This is a genomic window from Ferrovibrio sp. (assembly GCF_041906005.1).
In the GTDB taxonomy this organism is placed as follows: Bacteria; Pseudomonadota; Alphaproteobacteria; order Ferrovibrionales; family Ferrovibrionaceae; genus Ferrovibrio.
This window is the reverse complement of sequence record NZ_JAYRJY010000002.1, coordinates 186,703-203,377: the sequence shown is the minus strand read 5'-3', so window position 1 is coordinate 203,377 and position 16,675 is coordinate 186,703. Positions and strand designations below refer to the sequence as shown.

At 62.3% G+C, this 16,675-nt stretch carries 18 protein-coding genes; all 18 read left to right on the top strand.

The genetic code is table 11. The annotated features are described in order from the left end of the window. Positions 1-18: 18 nt before the first annotated feature. The 18 genes from ACE3OO_RS18135 to ACE3OO_RS18050 all read left to right on the top strand — a co-directional run bounded on the left by ACE3OO_RS18135 (position 19) and on the right by ACE3OO_RS18050 (position 16,652). Positions 19-933 (top strand): branched-chain amino acid ABC transporter permease LivH, encoded by a 915-nt coding sequence (locus ACE3OO_RS18135; RefSeq protein WP_374305035.1) that lies wholly within the window; start codon positions 19-21, stop codon positions 931-933. A gap of 1 nt (position 934) precedes the next feature. Further along, on the top strand, positions 935-2,239 hold the full coding sequence (gene livM, locus ACE3OO_RS18130) for a high-affinity branched-chain amino acid ABC transporter permease LivM (RefSeq protein WP_374305033.1): 1,305 nt from the start codon (positions 935-937) through the stop codon (positions 2,237-2,239). Beyond that, positions 2,236-3,051 carry an ABC transporter ATP-binding protein gene (locus tag ACE3OO_RS18125; protein ID WP_374305031.1) on the top strand — a complete coding sequence of 272 codons (816 nt, stop codon included), beginning with the start codon at positions 2,236-2,238 and terminating at the stop codon, positions 3,049-3,051. Before livM ends, ACE3OO_RS18125 begins: the two co-directional genes overlap by 4 nt. Then, complete coding sequence (locus ACE3OO_RS18120; protein WP_374305029.1) at positions 3,051-3,764, top strand: ABC transporter ATP-binding protein; 714 nt, start codon at positions 3,051-3,053, stop codon at positions 3,762-3,764. Before ACE3OO_RS18125 ends, ACE3OO_RS18120 begins: the two co-directional genes overlap by 1 nt. After that, complete coding sequence (locus ACE3OO_RS18115; protein WP_374305027.1) at positions 3,761-4,111, top strand: DUF6867 family protein; 351 nt, start codon at positions 3,761-3,763, stop codon at positions 4,109-4,111. Before ACE3OO_RS18120 ends, ACE3OO_RS18115 begins: the two co-directional genes overlap by 4 nt. Positions 4,112-4,178: 67 nt before the next feature. Then, positions 4,179-5,279, top strand: coding sequence for a branched-chain amino acid ABC transporter substrate-binding protein (locus ACE3OO_RS18110; protein ID WP_374305024.1), 1,101 nt, complete (start codon positions 4,179-4,181; stop codon positions 5,277-5,279). Positions 5,280-5,463: 184 nt separating this feature from the next. After that, positions 5,464-5,907 (top strand): ribose 5-phosphate isomerase B, encoded by a 444-nt coding sequence (gene rpiB, locus ACE3OO_RS18105; RefSeq protein ID WP_374305022.1) that lies wholly within the window; start codon positions 5,464-5,466, stop codon positions 5,905-5,907. 50 nt (positions 5,908-5,957) lie between these two features. Beyond that, positions 5,958-7,265 (top strand): serine hydroxymethyltransferase, encoded by a 1,308-nt coding sequence (glyA, locus tag ACE3OO_RS18100; RefSeq protein WP_374305020.1) that lies wholly within the window; start codon positions 5,958-5,960, stop codon positions 7,263-7,265. A gap of 30 nt (positions 7,266-7,295) precedes the next feature. Beyond that, a complete protein-coding gene (gene nrdR / locus ACE3OO_RS18095; protein WP_374305018.1) occupies positions 7,296-7,763 on the top strand; it encodes a transcriptional regulator NrdR in 468 nt (155 codons plus the stop codon). Continuing rightward, positions 7,756-8,874: a bifunctional diaminohydroxyphosphoribosylaminopyrimidine deaminase/5-amino-6-(5-phosphoribosylamino)uracil reductase RibD gene (gene ribD, locus ACE3OO_RS18090; RefSeq protein WP_374305016.1), complete on the top strand. Its 1,119-nt coding sequence runs from the start codon at positions 7,756-7,758 to the stop codon at positions 8,872-8,874. Before nrdR ends, ribD begins: the two co-directional genes overlap by 8 nt. Before the next feature lie 9 nt (positions 8,875-8,883). Next, on the top strand, positions 8,884-9,480 hold the full coding sequence (locus ACE3OO_RS18085; RefSeq protein ID WP_374305014.1) for a riboflavin synthase: 597 nt from the start codon (positions 8,884-8,886) through the stop codon (positions 9,478-9,480). Positions 9,481-9,485: 5 nt separating this feature from the next. After that, complete coding sequence (gene ribB, locus ACE3OO_RS18080; RefSeq protein ID WP_374305444.1) at positions 9,486-10,607, top strand: 3,4-dihydroxy-2-butanone-4-phosphate synthase; 1,122 nt, start codon at positions 9,486-9,488, stop codon at positions 10,605-10,607. Positions 10,608-10,611: 4 nt separating this feature from the next. Continuing rightward, the gene (locus ACE3OO_RS18075; RefSeq protein WP_374305012.1) at positions 10,612-11,154 is read left to right on the top strand and encodes a 6,7-dimethyl-8-ribityllumazine synthase; all 543 of its coding nucleotides are present in this window, start codon (positions 10,612-10,614) and stop codon (positions 11,152-11,154) included. Further along, positions 11,151-11,645 (top strand): transcription antitermination factor NusB, encoded by a 495-nt coding sequence (gene nusB, locus ACE3OO_RS18070; protein ID WP_374305010.1) that lies wholly within the window; start codon positions 11,151-11,153, stop codon positions 11,643-11,645. The genes ACE3OO_RS18075 and nusB overlap by 4 nt, the downstream gene beginning before the upstream one ends. Before the next feature lie 7 nt (positions 11,646-11,652). Beyond that, positions 11,653-12,654 carry a thiamine-phosphate kinase gene (gene thiL / locus ACE3OO_RS18065; protein ID WP_374305008.1) on the top strand — a complete coding sequence of 334 codons (1,002 nt, stop codon included), beginning with the start codon at positions 11,653-11,655 and terminating at the stop codon, positions 12,652-12,654. A 27-nt stretch (positions 12,655-12,681) separates the two neighbouring features. Continuing rightward, on the top strand, positions 12,682-13,155 hold the full coding sequence (locus tag ACE3OO_RS18060) for a hypothetical protein (RefSeq protein WP_374305006.1): 474 nt from the start codon (positions 12,682-12,684) through the stop codon (positions 13,153-13,155). Between the two features lie 34 nt (positions 13,156-13,189). Next, entirely contained in the window at positions 13,190-14,389 is a 1,200-nt protein-coding gene (locus tag ACE3OO_RS18055) for an MFS transporter (protein WP_374305004.1), read from the top strand. A 178-nt stretch (positions 14,390-14,567) separates the two neighbouring features. Beyond that, the gene (locus ACE3OO_RS18050; protein ID WP_374305002.1) at positions 14,568-16,652 is read left to right on the top strand and encodes a sodium-translocating pyrophosphatase; all 2,085 of its coding nucleotides are present in this window, start codon (positions 14,568-14,570) and stop codon (positions 16,650-16,652) included. Positions 16,653-16,675 lie beyond the last annotated feature (23 nt).

Sequence of the window (16,675 nt, the reverse complement as noted above, 5' to 3'; positions counted from 1 at the left end):
CGGCCGTAACGGGGGACAATGGAGTACTTTCTTCAGCAACTTATCAACGGCATAACTCTGGGCGCGGTCTACGCGCTGATCGCCATCGGCTACACGATGGTCTACGGCATCATCGGCATGATCAACTTCGCCCATGGCGAAGTATACATGATCGGCGCGTTCATCGCGGTGATCGGGTTTTCCGTGCTGGGCCTGCTCGGGGTTTCGTGGGTTCCGCTTGCGCTGATCATCGTGCTCGCGGCGGCCATGATTTTGACCGGCCTTTATGGCTGGGCCATCGAACGCATCGCCTACCGGCCATTGCGTGGGTCGTTCCGGCTGGCGCCGCTGATCTCGGCAATTGGCATGTCGATCTTCCTGCAGAATTACGTGCAGATCGCGCAAGGCGCCAGGATCAAACCGCTGCAGCCCATGATCCGCGGCGGCGTCGAACTGATGCATGGCGAAACCTTTTCGGTCAGCCTGTCCTACATGCAGATCATCATCATCGTGTTGACCATGCTGTTGATGGGCGGTTTTTCCTGGCTGATCGCGGCGACGCCGCTGGGCCGTGCCCAGCGTGCCTGTGAGCAGGATCGCACCATGGCCGGTCTGCTCGGCGTGAATGTCGACCGCACGATTTCGCTCACCTTTGTGCTCGGCGCTGTCCTCGCCGCGGTGGCCGGCGTGATGGTCAGCCTCTATTATGGCGTGGTCGATTTCTACATCGGCTTCCTTGCCGGTCTCAAAGCCTTCACGGCGGCTGTTCTGGGGGGCATCGGGTCGTTGCCCGGGGCCATGCTGGGGGGGCTGCTGATTGGCTTGATCGAGGCATTCTGGTCCGCGTATTTCAGCATCGAGTACAAGGATGTCGCGGCCTTCTCCATCCTTGTGATCGTGCTGATCTTCCGTCCCACCGGGCTGCTTGGCCGTCCGGAAATCGAGAAGGTCTGACATGACGCCAGCGCAACGCCTCCGCGACGCGGTGCTCGCCGCCCTGGTCGCCGCCGCCCTCTCGTTTCCGCTGCTGGGTTTTGAGACCGTCGATACCGGAGGTCCGCTCGGCATCAACACGCGTTTCGCCTGGGTTGGCTATGCTGCCGGCATCGTGTTTGTCGGCCGGCTTCTGTTCATGGCCTTGCTGGACTGGCATCGCCAGCGCGGCGGGCGCGACAAACAGGCCAGCGCAACGGTCGTTGAGCGCAAGGATTTCCTGACCCGATTGGGCAGCAAGGCGGATGCCTGGCTGATGCCGGCCCTGATCGCCTTTGCGGCGATCCTGCCATTCCTGCCCTTTGCCGATCGCACGGTTGTCGATCTGGCTACCGTGGTGTTGATCTACGTCATGTTGGGCTGGGGCCTGAATATCGTGGTGGGCCTGGCCGGCCTTCTCGATCTTGGCTACGTGGCCTTCTATGCCGTCGGTGCCTACACCTACGCCATCCTGTCGATCCAGTTCGGCCTCAGTTTCTGGGTCTGCCTGCCGTTGGCCGGCATTTTCGCCGCCACCTTCGGCGTCATTCTCGGTTTTCCGGTGCTGCGTCTGCGCGGCGATTACCTCGCCATCGTGACGCTGGGCTTTGGCGAGATCATCCGTATCGTGCTGCTGAATTGGACCGAGGTGACTTCGGGTTCCAATGGCATATCCGGCATTCCGCGGCCGTCCTTCTTCGGGGCGCCCTTCACCGCCGATCCGCCGGACGGGGTGACGGCCTTTCACCAGTTGTTTGGCCTGGAATACTCGTCGCTGCAGCGTATCGTGTTCCTGTACTACGTGATCCTGGTGCTGGCCCTGATCACCAACCTGTTCACCATGCGCATTCGCAAGCTGCCGGTCGGGCGAGCCTGGGAGGCCTTGCGCGAGGATGAAATCGCCTGCAAGGCGCTGGGCATCAACCCGACCAATACCAAACTGACAGCCTTTGCCATCGGCGCAATGTTTGGCGGCTTTGCGGGCAGCTTCTTCGCTACCCGTCAGGGCTTTATCAGCCCGGAAAGCTTTTCCTTCATCGAATCTGCCGTGATACTAGCCATCGTTGTGCTGGGCGGCATGGGCAGCCAGGCCGGTATCGTGTTGGCGGCCGCCTTCCTGACGTTGCTGCCCGAACTGGCGCGCGAATTCTCGCTCTATCGCATGCTGGCCTTCGGTGCGGCCATGGTGCTGATCATGATCTGGCGCCCGCAGGGTCTGCTGGCCCATCGCGAACCGACGATCCGGCTTTCAAAGCTGAAAGCCACGGCCGGAGGAGCCGCGCCATGACGACGCCTCTGCTTCAGGTCGAGCATCTGACCATGCGCTTCGGCGGCCTGATTGCCGTCAACGATGTATCTTTCGATGCGATGCCGGGCCAGATCACGGCGATCATCGGACCGAACGGCGCGGGCAAGACGACAGTGTTTAACTGCATCGCCGGTTTCTACAAACCCACCGTTGGCCGTTTGACGCTGCGCCGCAATGGCGAGCCCTATCTGCTGGAGCGCATGCAGGGGCATGATATTGCGGCCAAGGCCCGCGTGGCGCGCACGTTCCAGAATATCCGGCTTTTCCCGAAGATGACGGTGCTGGAAAACCTGATCGTCGCCCAGCACAACAAGCTGATGCGTGCCTCGGGCTATACGTTGCTGGGGCTTTTCGGTCTGGGCGGTTATGGCAAGGCCGAGGCCGAGGCCGTCGACCGCGCGCGGTACTGGCTCGAACGCACCAGTCTGACCGATCTGGCCGACGAGCCGGCCGGCGCCTTGCCGTATGGCGGTCAGCGGCGGCTGGAAATCGCCCGTGCCATGTGCACCGAGCCGGCGTTGCTGTGCCTGGATGAGCCGGCCGCCGGCCTCAACCCGCGTGAGTCCGCCGAACTGAACACCCTGCTGCAGTTCATCCGCAGGAATCATGATTGCGGCGTGCTGCTGATCGAGCATGACATGAGCGTGGTGATGCAGATTTCCGATCACATCGTGGTGCTGGATTACGGCAGGAAGATCGCTGATGGCACCCCTGACCAGATTCGCAACGATCCGGCTGTGATCCGCGCCTATCTGGGTGAGCCGGAAGGCGACGAGAAGGGGGCTGCCTGATGCTGAGCATCTCGGGTGTGCACACCTTCTACGGCGCCGTCCATGCGCTGAAGGGTGTGGATATTGAAGTCGGGCAGGGCGAGATCGTCGCCCTGATCGGCGCCAATGGTGCCGGCAAGTCGACCCTGCTGATGACCATCTGCGGCAATCCGAAGCCGCGTCATGGCAGCATCCGTCTTGCCAATGAGGATATTGTCGGCATTCCGACGCATATGCTGGTGCGTCGTGGCCTGGCCCATGCGCCGGAAGGTCGCCGCATCTTTCCGCGTATGACCGTGCTGGAAAACCTGCGCATGGGGGCGGTCGCTTCCGATCCGGCGCATTTCAATGATGACCTGGAACGTGTCTTCACGCTGTTCCCGCGTCTGAAGGAACGGCGCGAGCAGCGTGGCGGCACGCTGTCGGGCGGCGAGCAGCAGATGCTGGCCATTGGACGCGCGTTGATGAGCCGGCCACGTCTGCTGCTGCTGGACGAACCCTCGCTCGGCCTGGCACCACTGGTCGTGAAGCAGATTTTCTCGATCATCGAGGAGATCAACCAGCGCGACGGCGTCACGGTGCTGCTGGTCGAGCAGAATGCCTATCACGCGCTCAAGCTGGCCCATCGCGGTTATGTGCTGGTCAATGGCAAGATCACCATGAGCGGGCGGGGTGCAGACCTGCTGGCCGATGAGCAGATCCGTGCGGCCTATCTGGAAGGAGGGCACGGATGAACGAGATTCTGGGCGAGAGCATTCCGGTATTCATCGGCCTGACCGTAATCCTGGTGGGCGGCTGCGGCTTCATGATGGGGCAGGCCATCGCCAATACCTGGCGGCCTTACTGGCAGGTGGTGCCCTACAGCCTGCTGCTGGCGGCCACCAGCCGCTTTCTTGCCTTTGCCCTGTTCGAGGAACAGTTGCTGGCGGTAGTTCCATACCTCGCGGCAGCAGTGGTTGTGCTTGTTCTTGCCTCCTTGGGATTCCGGCTGACTCAGACCGACCTCATGATTCACCAGTATCCGTGGCTCTACGAACGCGCCGGCCTGCTGGGGTGGAAGGAGAGGCAGCAGACACCTTAGGTTGTTGCCGGAAGCCATCGGACTGATTAGAGTTTCGCATCAGCATTTAAAACAGGGAGAGGATATCATGCGTAGACTTATGACTGGTTTGGCGGTTGTCGCTGCGGTTGGCCTGTTCGCCGGCGCGGCTTCGGCCCAGGTGAAGATCGCGCTGAACGGCCCGATCACCGGCCAGCTCGCCAGCTTTGGCGAGCAGATGAAGCGCGGTGCCGAGATGGCGGTTGCCGATCTGAACGCCAAGGGCGGTGTCAACGGCCAGAAGATCACCCTGATCATCGGTGACGACCAGTGCGACCCGAAACAGGCGGTGGCCGTGGCCAACCGTGCGGCCCAGGAAAAGGTCGCGGCTGTGATCGGCCACTTCTGCTCGGGTTCGTCGATCCCGGCCTCGGATGTCTACAAGGAAGAAAACATCCTGCAGATCACCCCGGCCTCGACCAATCCGAAATACACGGATCGCGGCTACAAGAACACCTTCCGCGTCTGCGGCCGCGATGACCAGCAGGGCATCGTCGCCGGCGACTACATCATGGAAAAGTACAAGGGCAAGAATGTCGCCATCCTGCATGACAAGACCGCTTACGGTCAGGGTCTGGCGGATGAGACCAAGAAGCGCCTGAACGCCAAGGGCGTGAAGGAAGCCATGTACGAAGCGATCACCCCGGGTGAGAAGGACTACTCGGCCCTGGTCTCGAAGATGAAGGCGGCCAGCATCGACCTGATCTATCTGGGCGGTTATCACCCGGAAGGCGGCCTGATCGTGCGCCAGGCCAAGGAGCAGGGCCTGAAGGCCGTGCTGATGGGCGGTGACGCGCTGGTCGACAAGCAGTTCTGGGCGATTTCCGGTGCGGCGGGCGAAGGCAGTCTGATGACCTTCGATGCCGATCCGCGCAAGAACCCGGTCGCCAAGCCGATCGTCGACAAGTTCAAGGCCGGTGGCTATGACCCCGAGGGTTACACCCTCTACACCTATGCCGCGATCCAGGTCTGGGCTGAGGCTGCGACCAAGGCGAAGTCGTTCAAGACCGCCGATGTCGAGAAACAGATGCGCAGCGGCAAGTTCAGCACCGTGCTGAACGAGATTTCCTTCGATGCCAAAGGTGACACCACCTCGCCGGCGTACAAGGTCTATGTCTGGAAGAACGGTTCTTACGATTACGTAAACTGACCCTGCCGGTCAGGAGGAGAGAGCCCGGCCCGACGCCGGGCTTTTTCTTGTTTGCTTTGTACTTCGTATGTTCCGGTTTGTTGTGAGGCAAGAAGGCAGGGCCAGTCATTTCCCTTGTTGCTGGGGTTGGCACCTGCCACCGGATATTGTAGGGTCCGGCGTCTTTTCCCGAGGTGCTCCGCCGATGTCCAAGCCCACGGTCGCTCTTGCCGCCGATCATGCCGGTTTTGAACTGAAAAACCTGCTGCGGGATGAGCTTAAGGCCCAGGGCTATGCGGTCCTTGACCTCGGCACCAATGGCCCCGACAGCGTGGATTACCCCGATTTCGGACGCAAACTGGCCCAGACCGTGGCCGACGGCCAGGCCCAGATGGGTGTCGTGGTCTGCGGCACGGGCATCGGCATCTCCATTGCCGCCAACCGTGTCCCCGGCTGCCGGGCGGCACTCTGTCACGACGCCACCAGCGCCCGCCTGTGCCGCGAGCATAATGATGCCAACGTCCTGGCGCTGGGCGCCCGGCTGATCGGCGTGGAAACGGCCCGCGACTGCCTGAAAGCCTTCCTCGAAACCCCCTTCGCCGGCGGCCGTCATGCCCGTCGTGTCGAAAAACTCGGCCAGCCTGCCTGACCGCAACCAGAATACCCCAGACCCAGAATACCCAGAGCCGGAGTACCCCGATGTCCAGCACCGCCGCCAAGCCCACCGTCACCCATGCCGGCTTTTTCGAGCGCTCGCTCGCACAGGCCGATCCCGAGATTTTCGCCTCGATCACTGCCGAGCTGGACCGGCAGCAGAACCAGATCGAGCTGATCGCCTCGGAAAACATCGTCAGCCGCGCCGTGCTGGAGGCGCAGGGCTCGGTGATGACCAACAAGTATGCCGAGGGTTATCCGGGCAAGCGCTATTACAACGGCTGCGAATTCGTCGACATCGCCGAAAGCCTGGCGATCGAGCGCGCCAAGAAGATTTTCGGCTGCGGGTTTGCGAATGTGCAGCCGCATTCGGGCGCGCAGGCCAATCAGGCCGTGTTCATGGCCGTGCTGAAGCCGGGTGATACCTTCATGGGCCTCGATCTGGCCGCCGGCGGCCACCTGACCCATGGCGCCGCCGCCAACCAGTCGGGCAAGTGGTTCAACGTCGTCAGCTACACCGTGCGGCAGGACGATCAGCGCATCGACATGGACCAGGTGGCCAAACTGGCCGAGCAGCATAAGCCCAAGCTGATCATCGCCGGTGGTTCGGCCTATCCGCGCTTCTGGGACTTTGCCCGCTTCCGCCAGATCGCCGACAGCATCGGCGCGGTGTTCATGGTCGACATGGCGCATTTCGCCGGCCTTGTCGCGGGTGGCGCGCATCCCAGCCCGTTCCCGCATGCCCATGTCGCCACCACCACCACGCACAAGACCCTGCGCGGCCCGCGCGGCGGCATGGTGCTGACCAATGACGAGGCGCTCGCCAAGAAGATCAACTCTGCGGTGTTCCCCGGCCTGCAGGGCGGCCCGCTGATGCATGTGATTGCCGCCAAGGCCGTGGCTTTTGGCGAGGCGCTGTCGCCGGAATTCCGCACCTATGCCCAGGCCGTGGTCGACAATGCCAAGGCCATGGCCGGCGCATTGCAGGAGCGCGGCTATGACCTCGTTTCCGGAGGCACCGACAATCACCTGATGCTGGTGGATCTGCGCTCCAAGGGCCTGAAGGGCAATGTCTGCGTGGAAAGCCTGGAGCGTGCCCGCATCACCACCAACAAGAACGGCGTGCCGTTTGATACCGAAAAGCCGACCATCACCTCGGGCGTGCGCCTGGGCAGCCCGGCCGGCACGACACGTGGTTTCGGCGTTGCCGAATTCCGTCAGATCGGCGGCCTGATCGCTGATGTGCTGGATGGCTTGGTGAAGAAGAGCAACGACAATTCCGATGTCGAACGGGCGGTGGCCGAGAAGGTGGCGGCTCTGTGCGCCCGCTTCCCGATCTATCCGAAAGCCTGACGGCACCATCAAGGCGGGGGAATCTGAACAATGCGTTGTCCGTTCTGCGGCAATGACGACACACAGGTAAAGGATTCACGGCCGACCGAAGATAATTCGGCGATCCGCCGTCGGCGCTTTTGCCCCAATTGCGGCGCGCGTTTCACAACGTTCGAACGCATCCAGCTGCGCGAGTTGACCGTGATCAAGAAGAACGGCCTGAAAGTGCCGTTCGATCGCGACAAGCTGGCCCGTTCGATCATGATCGCCACGCGCAAGCGGCCGATCGATCCCGACCGTATCGAACGCCTGATCAACGGCATCGTGCGCCGGCTGGAAAGCTCGGGCGAGAGCGAGATCAAGTCGGATGCCATCGGCGAACTGGTGATGGATGGCCTCGCGGCGCTGGACAAGGTTGCCTATGTCCGCTTCGCCTCGGTCTATCGCAATTTCCGCGAAGCCAAGGATTTCGAGGAATTCATCGGCTCGCTCAGCGGAGCCGGCAGCAACGATGACTGACAAGGCCGCGGCCAGCCGGGACGAGCGCTATATGCGCATCGCGCTCGGGCTGGCTGCGCGCGGGCTGGGCAATACCTGGCCCAATCCTGCGGTTGGCTGCGTGATCGTGCGCGATGGCCGCATCGTTGGTCGCGGCTGGACCAGGGTTGGCGGACGTCCTCACGCGGAAACCGAAGCCCTGCTGCAGGCCGGCGAGGCGGCACGCGGCGCCACCGCCTATGTGACGCTGGAACCCTGCAGTCACCACGGCCGAACGCCGCCTTGCGCGGAAGCATTGGTTACGGCCGGCATCCAGCGCTGCGTGGTGGCGCTGGAAGATACTGATCCCCGTGTGGCCGGCAAGGGCCTCGCCATGCTGCGCGAGGCAGGCATTGATGTCAGCGATGGGTGTCTGGCCAATGCGGCTGCCGACTTGAATGCCGGTTTCCTGCTGAACCGTGAGCAGAACCGTCCACTGGTCAGCCTGAAGCTGGCGGTCAGCCTGGACGGCCGTATCGGCGCCCATACGGGTGACAGCAAATGGATCACCAATCCTGAATCGCGCCGTCGCACGCATCTGCTGCGGGCCCAGCATGACGCCATCATGGTGGGCAGCAATACGGCCCTGCAGGACGATCCGGAACTGACCTGCCGCCTGCCGGGGCTGCCCCCGCGGCTGCCGGTGCGCATCGTGCTGGACGGCCGGCTCCGGTTGAGCCTGACCGCCAAGGTGGTGGCAACGGCCCGGCAGATTCCGACCTGGCTGATCACCCGCAGCGATGTCGATCCGACACGCCGCGATGCCTTTCGCGATTGCGGCGTGGAGGTGATCGCGGTGGACCCCGATGCTGCCGGTTTCCCCGATCTGGCCCAGGCCTTTGCCGCATTGTCGGAGCGGGGGCTGACGCGGGTGCTGGTTGAAGGCGGCGGCAAACTGGCTGCCAGCCTGATCCGCGCCGATCTGGTCGACCGGATGATCTGGTTCCGCTCCCCCAGCGTGATTGGCGGTGACGGCCTGCCTGCAATAGCCGGTTTCGGCATCGATACCGTAGCGGAAGCCCCCCGCTGGCGCCGGGTCCGGGCCGATATTCTGGGCGACGACCTGCTGGAAACCTTCGTCCGACCTCTCTAAAACAAAGCTATGTTCACCGGCATCGTCACCGACATCGGCACCGTCACCGCACGCGAGGCGCGCGGCGATACCCGTTTCCGCATCCGCACGGCCTATGACACGGCCAGCATTGCCATCGGGGCATCCATCGCCTGTTCAGGGGTCTGCCTCACCGTCGTGCAGAAAGGCGATGACTGGTTCGCCGTGGATGTTTCGGCCGAAACGCTGTCGCGCACGGGCCTCGGCAACTGGCAAGAAGGCAGCCGCATCAACCTGGAGCGCAGCCTTCGGGTTGGCGACGAGCTGGGCGGGCATATCGTCTCGGGTCATGTCGATGGCGTCGGCGATGTAAGCATGGTCCGGCCTGACGGAGACTCCCTGCGGATCGAGGTCAAGGCTCCAGATGCCCTTGCTCCTTTCATTGCCGAAAAAGGCTCGATCACGGTGGATGGCGTATCGCTGACAGTGAACAGCGTCGAGCGCGCGACATTCGGGATTAACCTGATCCCGCATACCCAGCAGGTGACGACGCTCGGCAAACTGAAGGCTGGTGATAGGGTCAACCTGGAAATCGATACGCTGGCGCGTTATGTCGCCCGTCTGCAGCAGTGGAGCAAGCCAGCGTGAATAACATGGACGACATCAAGCGCTACATTGCTTCGGCGGAAGAGATCATCGAAGAGGCGCGTCGCGGCCGCATGGTGATCCTGGTCGATGAAGAGGATCGCGAGAATGAAGGCGATCTCTACATCCCGGCAGAAATGGCCGATGCCGCCGCCATCAATTTCATGGCGAAATACGGCCGTGGCCTGATCTGCCTGACGCTGACCCGCCAGCGCATCGAGCAGCTTGGCCTGCCGCTGATGGCGCAGAACAATGCCTCACGGCACCAGACGGCCTTCACTGTCTCCATCGAGGCGCGCGAAGGCGTTACCACCGGCATTTCCGCCGCCGACCGTGCGCAGACCGTTGCCGTGGCGATCGATCCGAGCAAGGGGCCGCAAGACATCGCGGTGCCGGGGCATATCTTCCCGCTGATGGCGCGTGATGGTGGCACGCTGGTCCGCGCCGGGCATACCGAAGCGGGGGTCGATATCGCCCGCCTGGCCGGCCTTAACCCGTCTGGCGTGATCTGCGAGATCATGAACGACGACGGCACCATGGCCCGGTTGCCCGACCTGATTTCGTTCGCCCAGTTGCACAACCTGAAGATCGGGACCATTGCCGACCTGATCGCCTATCGGCGCCGGAACGACAACCTGATCCAGCGTATGGTGGAAGGCGAGATCGACAGCGTGTGGGGCGGCAAGTTCCGCATGCTGGTCTACCGCAACCGGGTTGAGTATGCCGAACATATTGCCCTGGTGAAGGGTGACGTGGCCGATGGCCGGCCCGTCATGGTGCGGATGCACGCCATGAATGTGCTGGAAGACGTTCTGGGCGACCACGGCGCCCGTTCCGGTGTTCTGCATGGGGCCATGCAGATGATCGGGGAAGAAGGCCGGGGGGTGGTTGTCCTGATTCGCGAGCCCCGGGCCACCGCCCTGTCGGACAAGGTGCGCCAGAAGATCGGCGAACCAGTTGAAAAGTCTGCCCAACTCCGGGATTATGGCATCGGGGCGCAGATCCTGATCGATCTGGGGGTTAAGGACATGATCGTTTTGTCCAACGTGGAACGTACTATCGTCGGCCTGGAAGGCTATGGCCTGAGCGTGGTCGAGACCCGGCCCATCAAGGTTCGCAGGGAGGTCTGAGAGCATGGTGGCGCGCAAGAGCAAGCCGGCCGCAAAGAAGAAGCCGGCCAAGATGCAGAAGTTTTCGACCAGCAAGAGCCAGGTCAAAGGCAATCTTGCCATCGATATCCGCAAGCCGCGGGTACTGATCGTCGAGGCCCGGTTTTACGAAGATATCGCCGATGCGCTGTTTGAGGGCGCCAAGGCGGTGATCGAGGCTTCCGATTTTGATTACGACCGTATTGACGTGCCTGGCGCACTGGAATTGCCGGCTGCGATCCGCTTTGCGATGAACCGCAAGGGCGACAAGGCCTATGATGGTTTCGTTGCCCTGGGCTGTGTCATCCGTGGCGAGACCGCGCATTTCGATGTCGTCGTGAATGAAAGCGCGCGTGGCCTGCAGCAGCTTGCCATCGAGCATCAGCTCTGCATCGGCAATGGCATCATCACCGTTGAGAACGAGGAGCAGGCCTGGGACCGCGCCCGCAAGGACCGCCAGGACAAGGGCGGTCAGGCGGCACTGGCCTGTGTTGCCATGATCGGTCTCAAGCAGCTTTTCTCGATATGAGCGAAGGGGGGCAGCGCCGCGGTATCCGGAACGATCGACCTGCAGGCCGCCGGTCGGTTGCCCGTCTCTTCGCGGTTCAGGCCCTATACGAGATCGAATTCGGCGGCGGCGTTGCCGAAGCCGTGATTGCCGATTTCCGCGCCCATCGCCAGAGCGAGGAAATCGAGGGCGTGCAGATGCGTGAAGCGGATGCCGATTGGTTTTCCGAAATCGTGCGTGGCGTTGCCAAGAGGCAAACCGAAATCGACGCGATCATCAAGGACGCCATGCCGAGGCCCGACGCGCTCGACCGCATGGAGGCGATCCTGCGCTATGCGCTGCGGTGCGCGGCCTATGAAATCATCGCGCGCATTGATGTTCCCGCGGCCACGGTGATCGACGAATATCTTGGTATCGTGCGCGCATTTTTCGGCCCGCGTGAAATCAAGCTGGCCAATGGCGTGATCGATGCCGTGGCGCGCAAGTTGCGGCCCGGCGAATTCGCGGCCTGATAGACTCATGGCCGGGCAACGCCTCGGCGAATTTGAACTGATCGCGCGGTATTTCGCGCCTCTGGCGGCCGATGCCCCGGGGGCATTCGGGCTGCGTGACGATGCCGCCGTGATTGCATTGCCGGCAGGCGAAGAGTTAGTGGTAACGACGGACGCCATGCTGGATGGCGTGCATTTCCTGATCAAGGATGGTGCCGCGCGCATAGCCCGCAAGCTATTGCGGGTCAATCTGTCTGATCTGGCCGCCAAAGGCGCCCGGCCGATCGGTTATCAGCTTGCCATTGCGCTGCCCGAAGAACTGGCGAACGATGAATGGCTCAGCGCTTTCTGTGGTGGGCTGGCGCAGGATCAGAAAGCCTTCGGCATCGCCCTGTATGGCGGTGATACGGTGCGCAGCCCAGATCGCCTGATGCTGAATGTCACGGCCTTTGGCGCTGTGCCGGCCGGCATGATGCTGCGGCGCGGTTTGGCGCAGACCGGCGACGATCTGTACGTAACCGGCAGCATTGGCGATGCGGCATTGGGGTTGGAGGTAAAGCTCAATCACCGCCTGTTTTCGGCGGCGGCAATGATGTTCTTCGACTCCCGACTGCATCTGCCTACGCCGCGTGTGGCATTCGGGCCGGAATTGCGCGGTCTGGCCCATGCCGCGATGGATGTATCCGACGGCCTTGTGCAGGATGCGGGGCACATCGCGTCGGCTTCAGGCTTGCGGGCGATTATCCATGCCGATGCCGTCCCGCTGTCGCTGGCAACACGTCAGGCCGTGACGGACGATAAAAACCTGCTGTCGACCGTGCTGACAGGTGGGGACGATTACGAGCTGCTGTTCACGGCTCCGCCCCGGAATGCCCCGGATATCGCGGCATTGTCACGCCGCGTCGGTCTGGCCGTGACGCGCATCGGCGGGCTGGAAGCCGGCAGCGGGGTTTCGGTGCTTGATAGCAGTGGGCAGCCCCTGGATCTGGCCAGGGGTGGCTTCCAACATTTTGGCGGTGCGCTAGAATAGCCGCAAACAGGCAGGATGCGCAGAGGCATGCGTAAAGTCGGATTGATCATCTTGGCGCTGGTGGTGCTGCTGACCTTGGCTGGCGGCGGTGTTGCCGTCTACCTGCTGGTGATCGCACCTAAGAGCCATACCGAGGCGGATGCCGTCGATCCCAGCGACCCTCCGCCACCCCCCGTGCCCAAACGTCCGGCTTTCATTCCGCTTGAGCCTTTCAGTGTGTATGTGAAACCGGAGGGGCAGCCGGCGCGGGAAATCATCGTGATCCTGCATCTGGAAGTGCCGCCCGACAACGTGCCGCAGGTGAATGAAAGGATGCATCTGCTGCGCGATGCCTATATCCGCGAATTGCTCAAAGGTGATCCCATCGAGGTGCCGGCCCGGTTTACGGCCAAGGACCTGTATGTGGTTCGCGACAGGTTGCGCGGCCCGACCGAGCAGGTGATGGGAAAAGGGCTGGTGACGCAGGTCCTGCTTCTGAATATTATTGGCCAGCTAAAGTAAGTAGAATCGCGTCAAACCGAACTGGCCGTCTCCCATGACCGTACTCACGCCGGCCGCTGCCAAGCGGAATGTCCTTATTCTTGCCGTTTGCATGGCCCTGGCGAATTCCGCGGTTACGCTGCAGGTGACGCTTGGCGGTCTGGTCGGGCATATCCTGGTAGAAGACAAGGCATATGCCACCCTGCCGGTGACTTTCGTGGTGGCAGGCACGGCATTGGCGACGATTCCGGCCTCCATGCTCATGCGCAGGATCGGCCGGCGGCTTGGCTTCATGCTGGGCTGCCTGATCGGCTGCAGCGGTTCACTGATCGCGGCCCTCGGCGTCTATCTGGGACACTTCTGGCTGTTCTGCCTGGGGGCCTTCATTTTCGGCGGTTCCAGCGCCTTCGTTCAGCTCTACCGTTTTGCGGCGGCCGATATCGCACCGCAGAATTTCAAGAGCAAGGCAATTTCCTGGGTGATGGTTGGCGGCCTTGTTTCGGCAATCCTGGGACCAGAGATCGCCAAATACACACGCGAATTGCTGACGCCGCATCTGTTCCTGGCATCCTATTTGGCTGCCGCTGCATTGCCGCTGGTTGTCCTTGCCATCCTGACCACGGTTACCATTCCGGTTCCCACACTGACCGAATTGAAAGAGCAGGGACGGCCGTTGCTCGAGATTGTGCGCCAACCCACTTTCATGGTGGCGGCGATGGCCGGCATGTTCGGCTATGGCGTGATGAACCTGCTGATGACCGCCACGCCGCTGGCCATGCAACTCTGCGAGCATCCCTTTGCCGCCGCCGCCACGGTGATCCAGTGGCATGTCGTCGGCATGTTCTTCCCCAGCTTTTTCACCGGCAACCTGATCGCCCGTTTCGGCGCCCTGCGCATTATCATGGTGGGAACCCTGCTCAACCTGGCCTGTATCGGCGTGGCGTTGAGCGGTGTCGGCGTGTGGCATTTCCAGATCGCCTTGCTGCTGCTCGGGGTGGGCTGGAATTTCATGTATATCGGCGGCACCTCGTTGCTAACCGAGGTCTACCGGCCGGCCGAACGCAACAAGACCCAGGCCCTGAACGACTTCCTGGTATTCGGCACGGTGGCCCTGGCCTCGCTGGGGTCGGGCAAGATGCTTTACCACTGGGGCTGGGATTTCGTGCCCTTGTCGGCCTTGCCCTTCATCCTGATGGCTGGCTTGGCCGTGCTGTGGCTGCTGCTGCAGCGCAAGCAACCGCTACTTGCTGAATAAGCACTGGAAAAATAAGCCATATTGCGCCGGTTTCGCTTCTCTGGCATAACGACTCCGTGTTCCTCCCCGCGTCGAGTCTGGGGATCAATAAGGTAGCAGTCGCGTAACCCGAGTCGGGCAGCGCTGCCCGGTCGGGCGTGTCTCGATTACATAATCCAAGGAACGAAGGGAAACGCTCATGACGGAGTTGTGGTTCGCCATCGCCTGTGGCGTATTGGCGTTGTTGTACGGCATTTGGACCTCACGGTCGGTTCTGGCCGAATCCGCCGGTAACCAGCGGATGCAGGAAATTGCCGCGGCCATTCAGGAAGGCGCATCCGCCTATCTCAATCGCCAGTATCGTACCATCGGCATTGTCGGCATCGTGGTGGCCGTCATCCTTGCCTTCACGCTTGGCCTGAAAGTTGCCATTGGCTTCGTCATCGGCGCCGTGCTTTCGGGGGCCGCCGGCTATATCGGCATGAACGTATCCGTCCGTGCCAATGTGCGCACGGCGGAAGGTGCCCGCAAAGGCATGGAACATGCGCTGAGCATCGCCTTCAAGTCCGGTGCCGTCACCGGCATGCTGGTGGTCGGCCTGGCGCTGCTGGGTGTGGCAATCTATTACGTGGTCCTGCTCAAGATCGGTGCGCCGGTACGCGAGATGGTCGATGCGCTGGTCGCGCTCGGCTTCGGCTCGTCGCTGATCTCGATCTTCGCCCGTCTGGGAGGCGGCATCTTCACCAAGGGCGCCGATGTCGGCGCCGATCTCGTCGGCAAGGTTGAGGCCGGCATTCCGGAAGATGACCCGCGCAACCCGGCCGTGATCGCCGATAACGTGGGCGACAATGTCGGCGACTGCGCCGGCATGGCCGCCGACCTGTTCGAGACCTATGCGGTGACCATCGTCGCCACCATGGTGCTGGCGTCGATCTATTTCGCCGCCGATGCCGCCTTGATGGCCAAGGTGATGGCCTATCCGCTGGTGATCTCGGGCGCCTGCATCATCACCTCGGTGATCGGTACATACTTTGTCCGCCTCGGCAGCAGCCAGAACATCATGGGCGCGCTGTACAAGGGTCTGATCGTCACCGGTATCCTGTCGGCGATCGCGTTGTGGCCCATCACCGACTTCATGCTTGGCATGAAGACCACGATGACGGCTGGCACCGCCACCTTCACGGGCATGAGTCTGTTCCTGTGCGGCATCGTCGGCCTGCTGGTAACGGCTGCCATCGTGTGGGCGACCGAGTATTACACCGGCACCGGCTATCGTCCGGTCAGGAGCGTGGCGCAGGCTTCGACCACCGGTCACGGCACCAACGTGATCCAGGGTCTGGCTGTGTCGATGGAGGCAACGGCTCTGCCGGCGCTGTTCATCGTTGTTGGCATCATTGCCACCTACATGCTGGCCGGCCTGTTCGGCATCGCCATCGCGGTGACCACAATGCTGGCTCTGGCCGGCATGGTTGTCGCGCTCGATGCCTATGGCCCGGTTACCGACAATGCCGGCGGCATTGCCGAAATGTCGGACCTGCCGAAGGACGTGCGCAAGACCACCGACGCGCTTGATGCCGTGGGCAACACCACCAAGGCCGTGACCAAGGGCTATGCCATCGGTTCGGCGGGCTTCGGCTCACTGGTGCTGTTCGCCGCCTATACGGAAGATCTGAAGTACTTCTTCAAGGGCGTCACGATCGATTTCTCCCTGAGCAACCCGTATGTCGTGGTTGGCCTGCTGATCGGCGGTCTGCTGCCGTATCTGTTCGGCGCCATGGGCATGACGGCAGTCGGCCGCGCGGCCGGCTCGGTCGTCGTGGAAGTGCGGCGGCAGTTCAAGGAAATCGCCGGCATCATGGAAGGCAAGGCCAAGCCTGATTATTCCAAGGCGGTTGACCTGCTGACCAAGGCGGCGATCAAGGAAATGATCGTGCCCAGTCTGCTGCCGGTGCTCAGCCCGATCGTTTTGTACTTCATCATCACCTGGATTGCCGGCCAGGCCGCTGCTTTCGCCGCGGTCGGCGCCATGCTGCTTGGTGTGATCGTCACCGGCATTTTCGTCGCCATCTCGATGACGGCAGGCGGTGGTGCCTGGGACAATGCCAAAAAGTACATCGAGGAAGGCCATCATGGTGGCAAGGGTTCGGACGCCCATAAGGCTGCCGTAACCGGCGATACCGTCGGCGACCCCTACAAGGACACGGCCGGTCCGGCCGTGAACCCGCTGATCAAGATCACCAACATCGTTGCGTTGCTGCTGCTCGCCATCCTGGCGCACGGCTGATCGCGGCAATCCAGACCGGATTG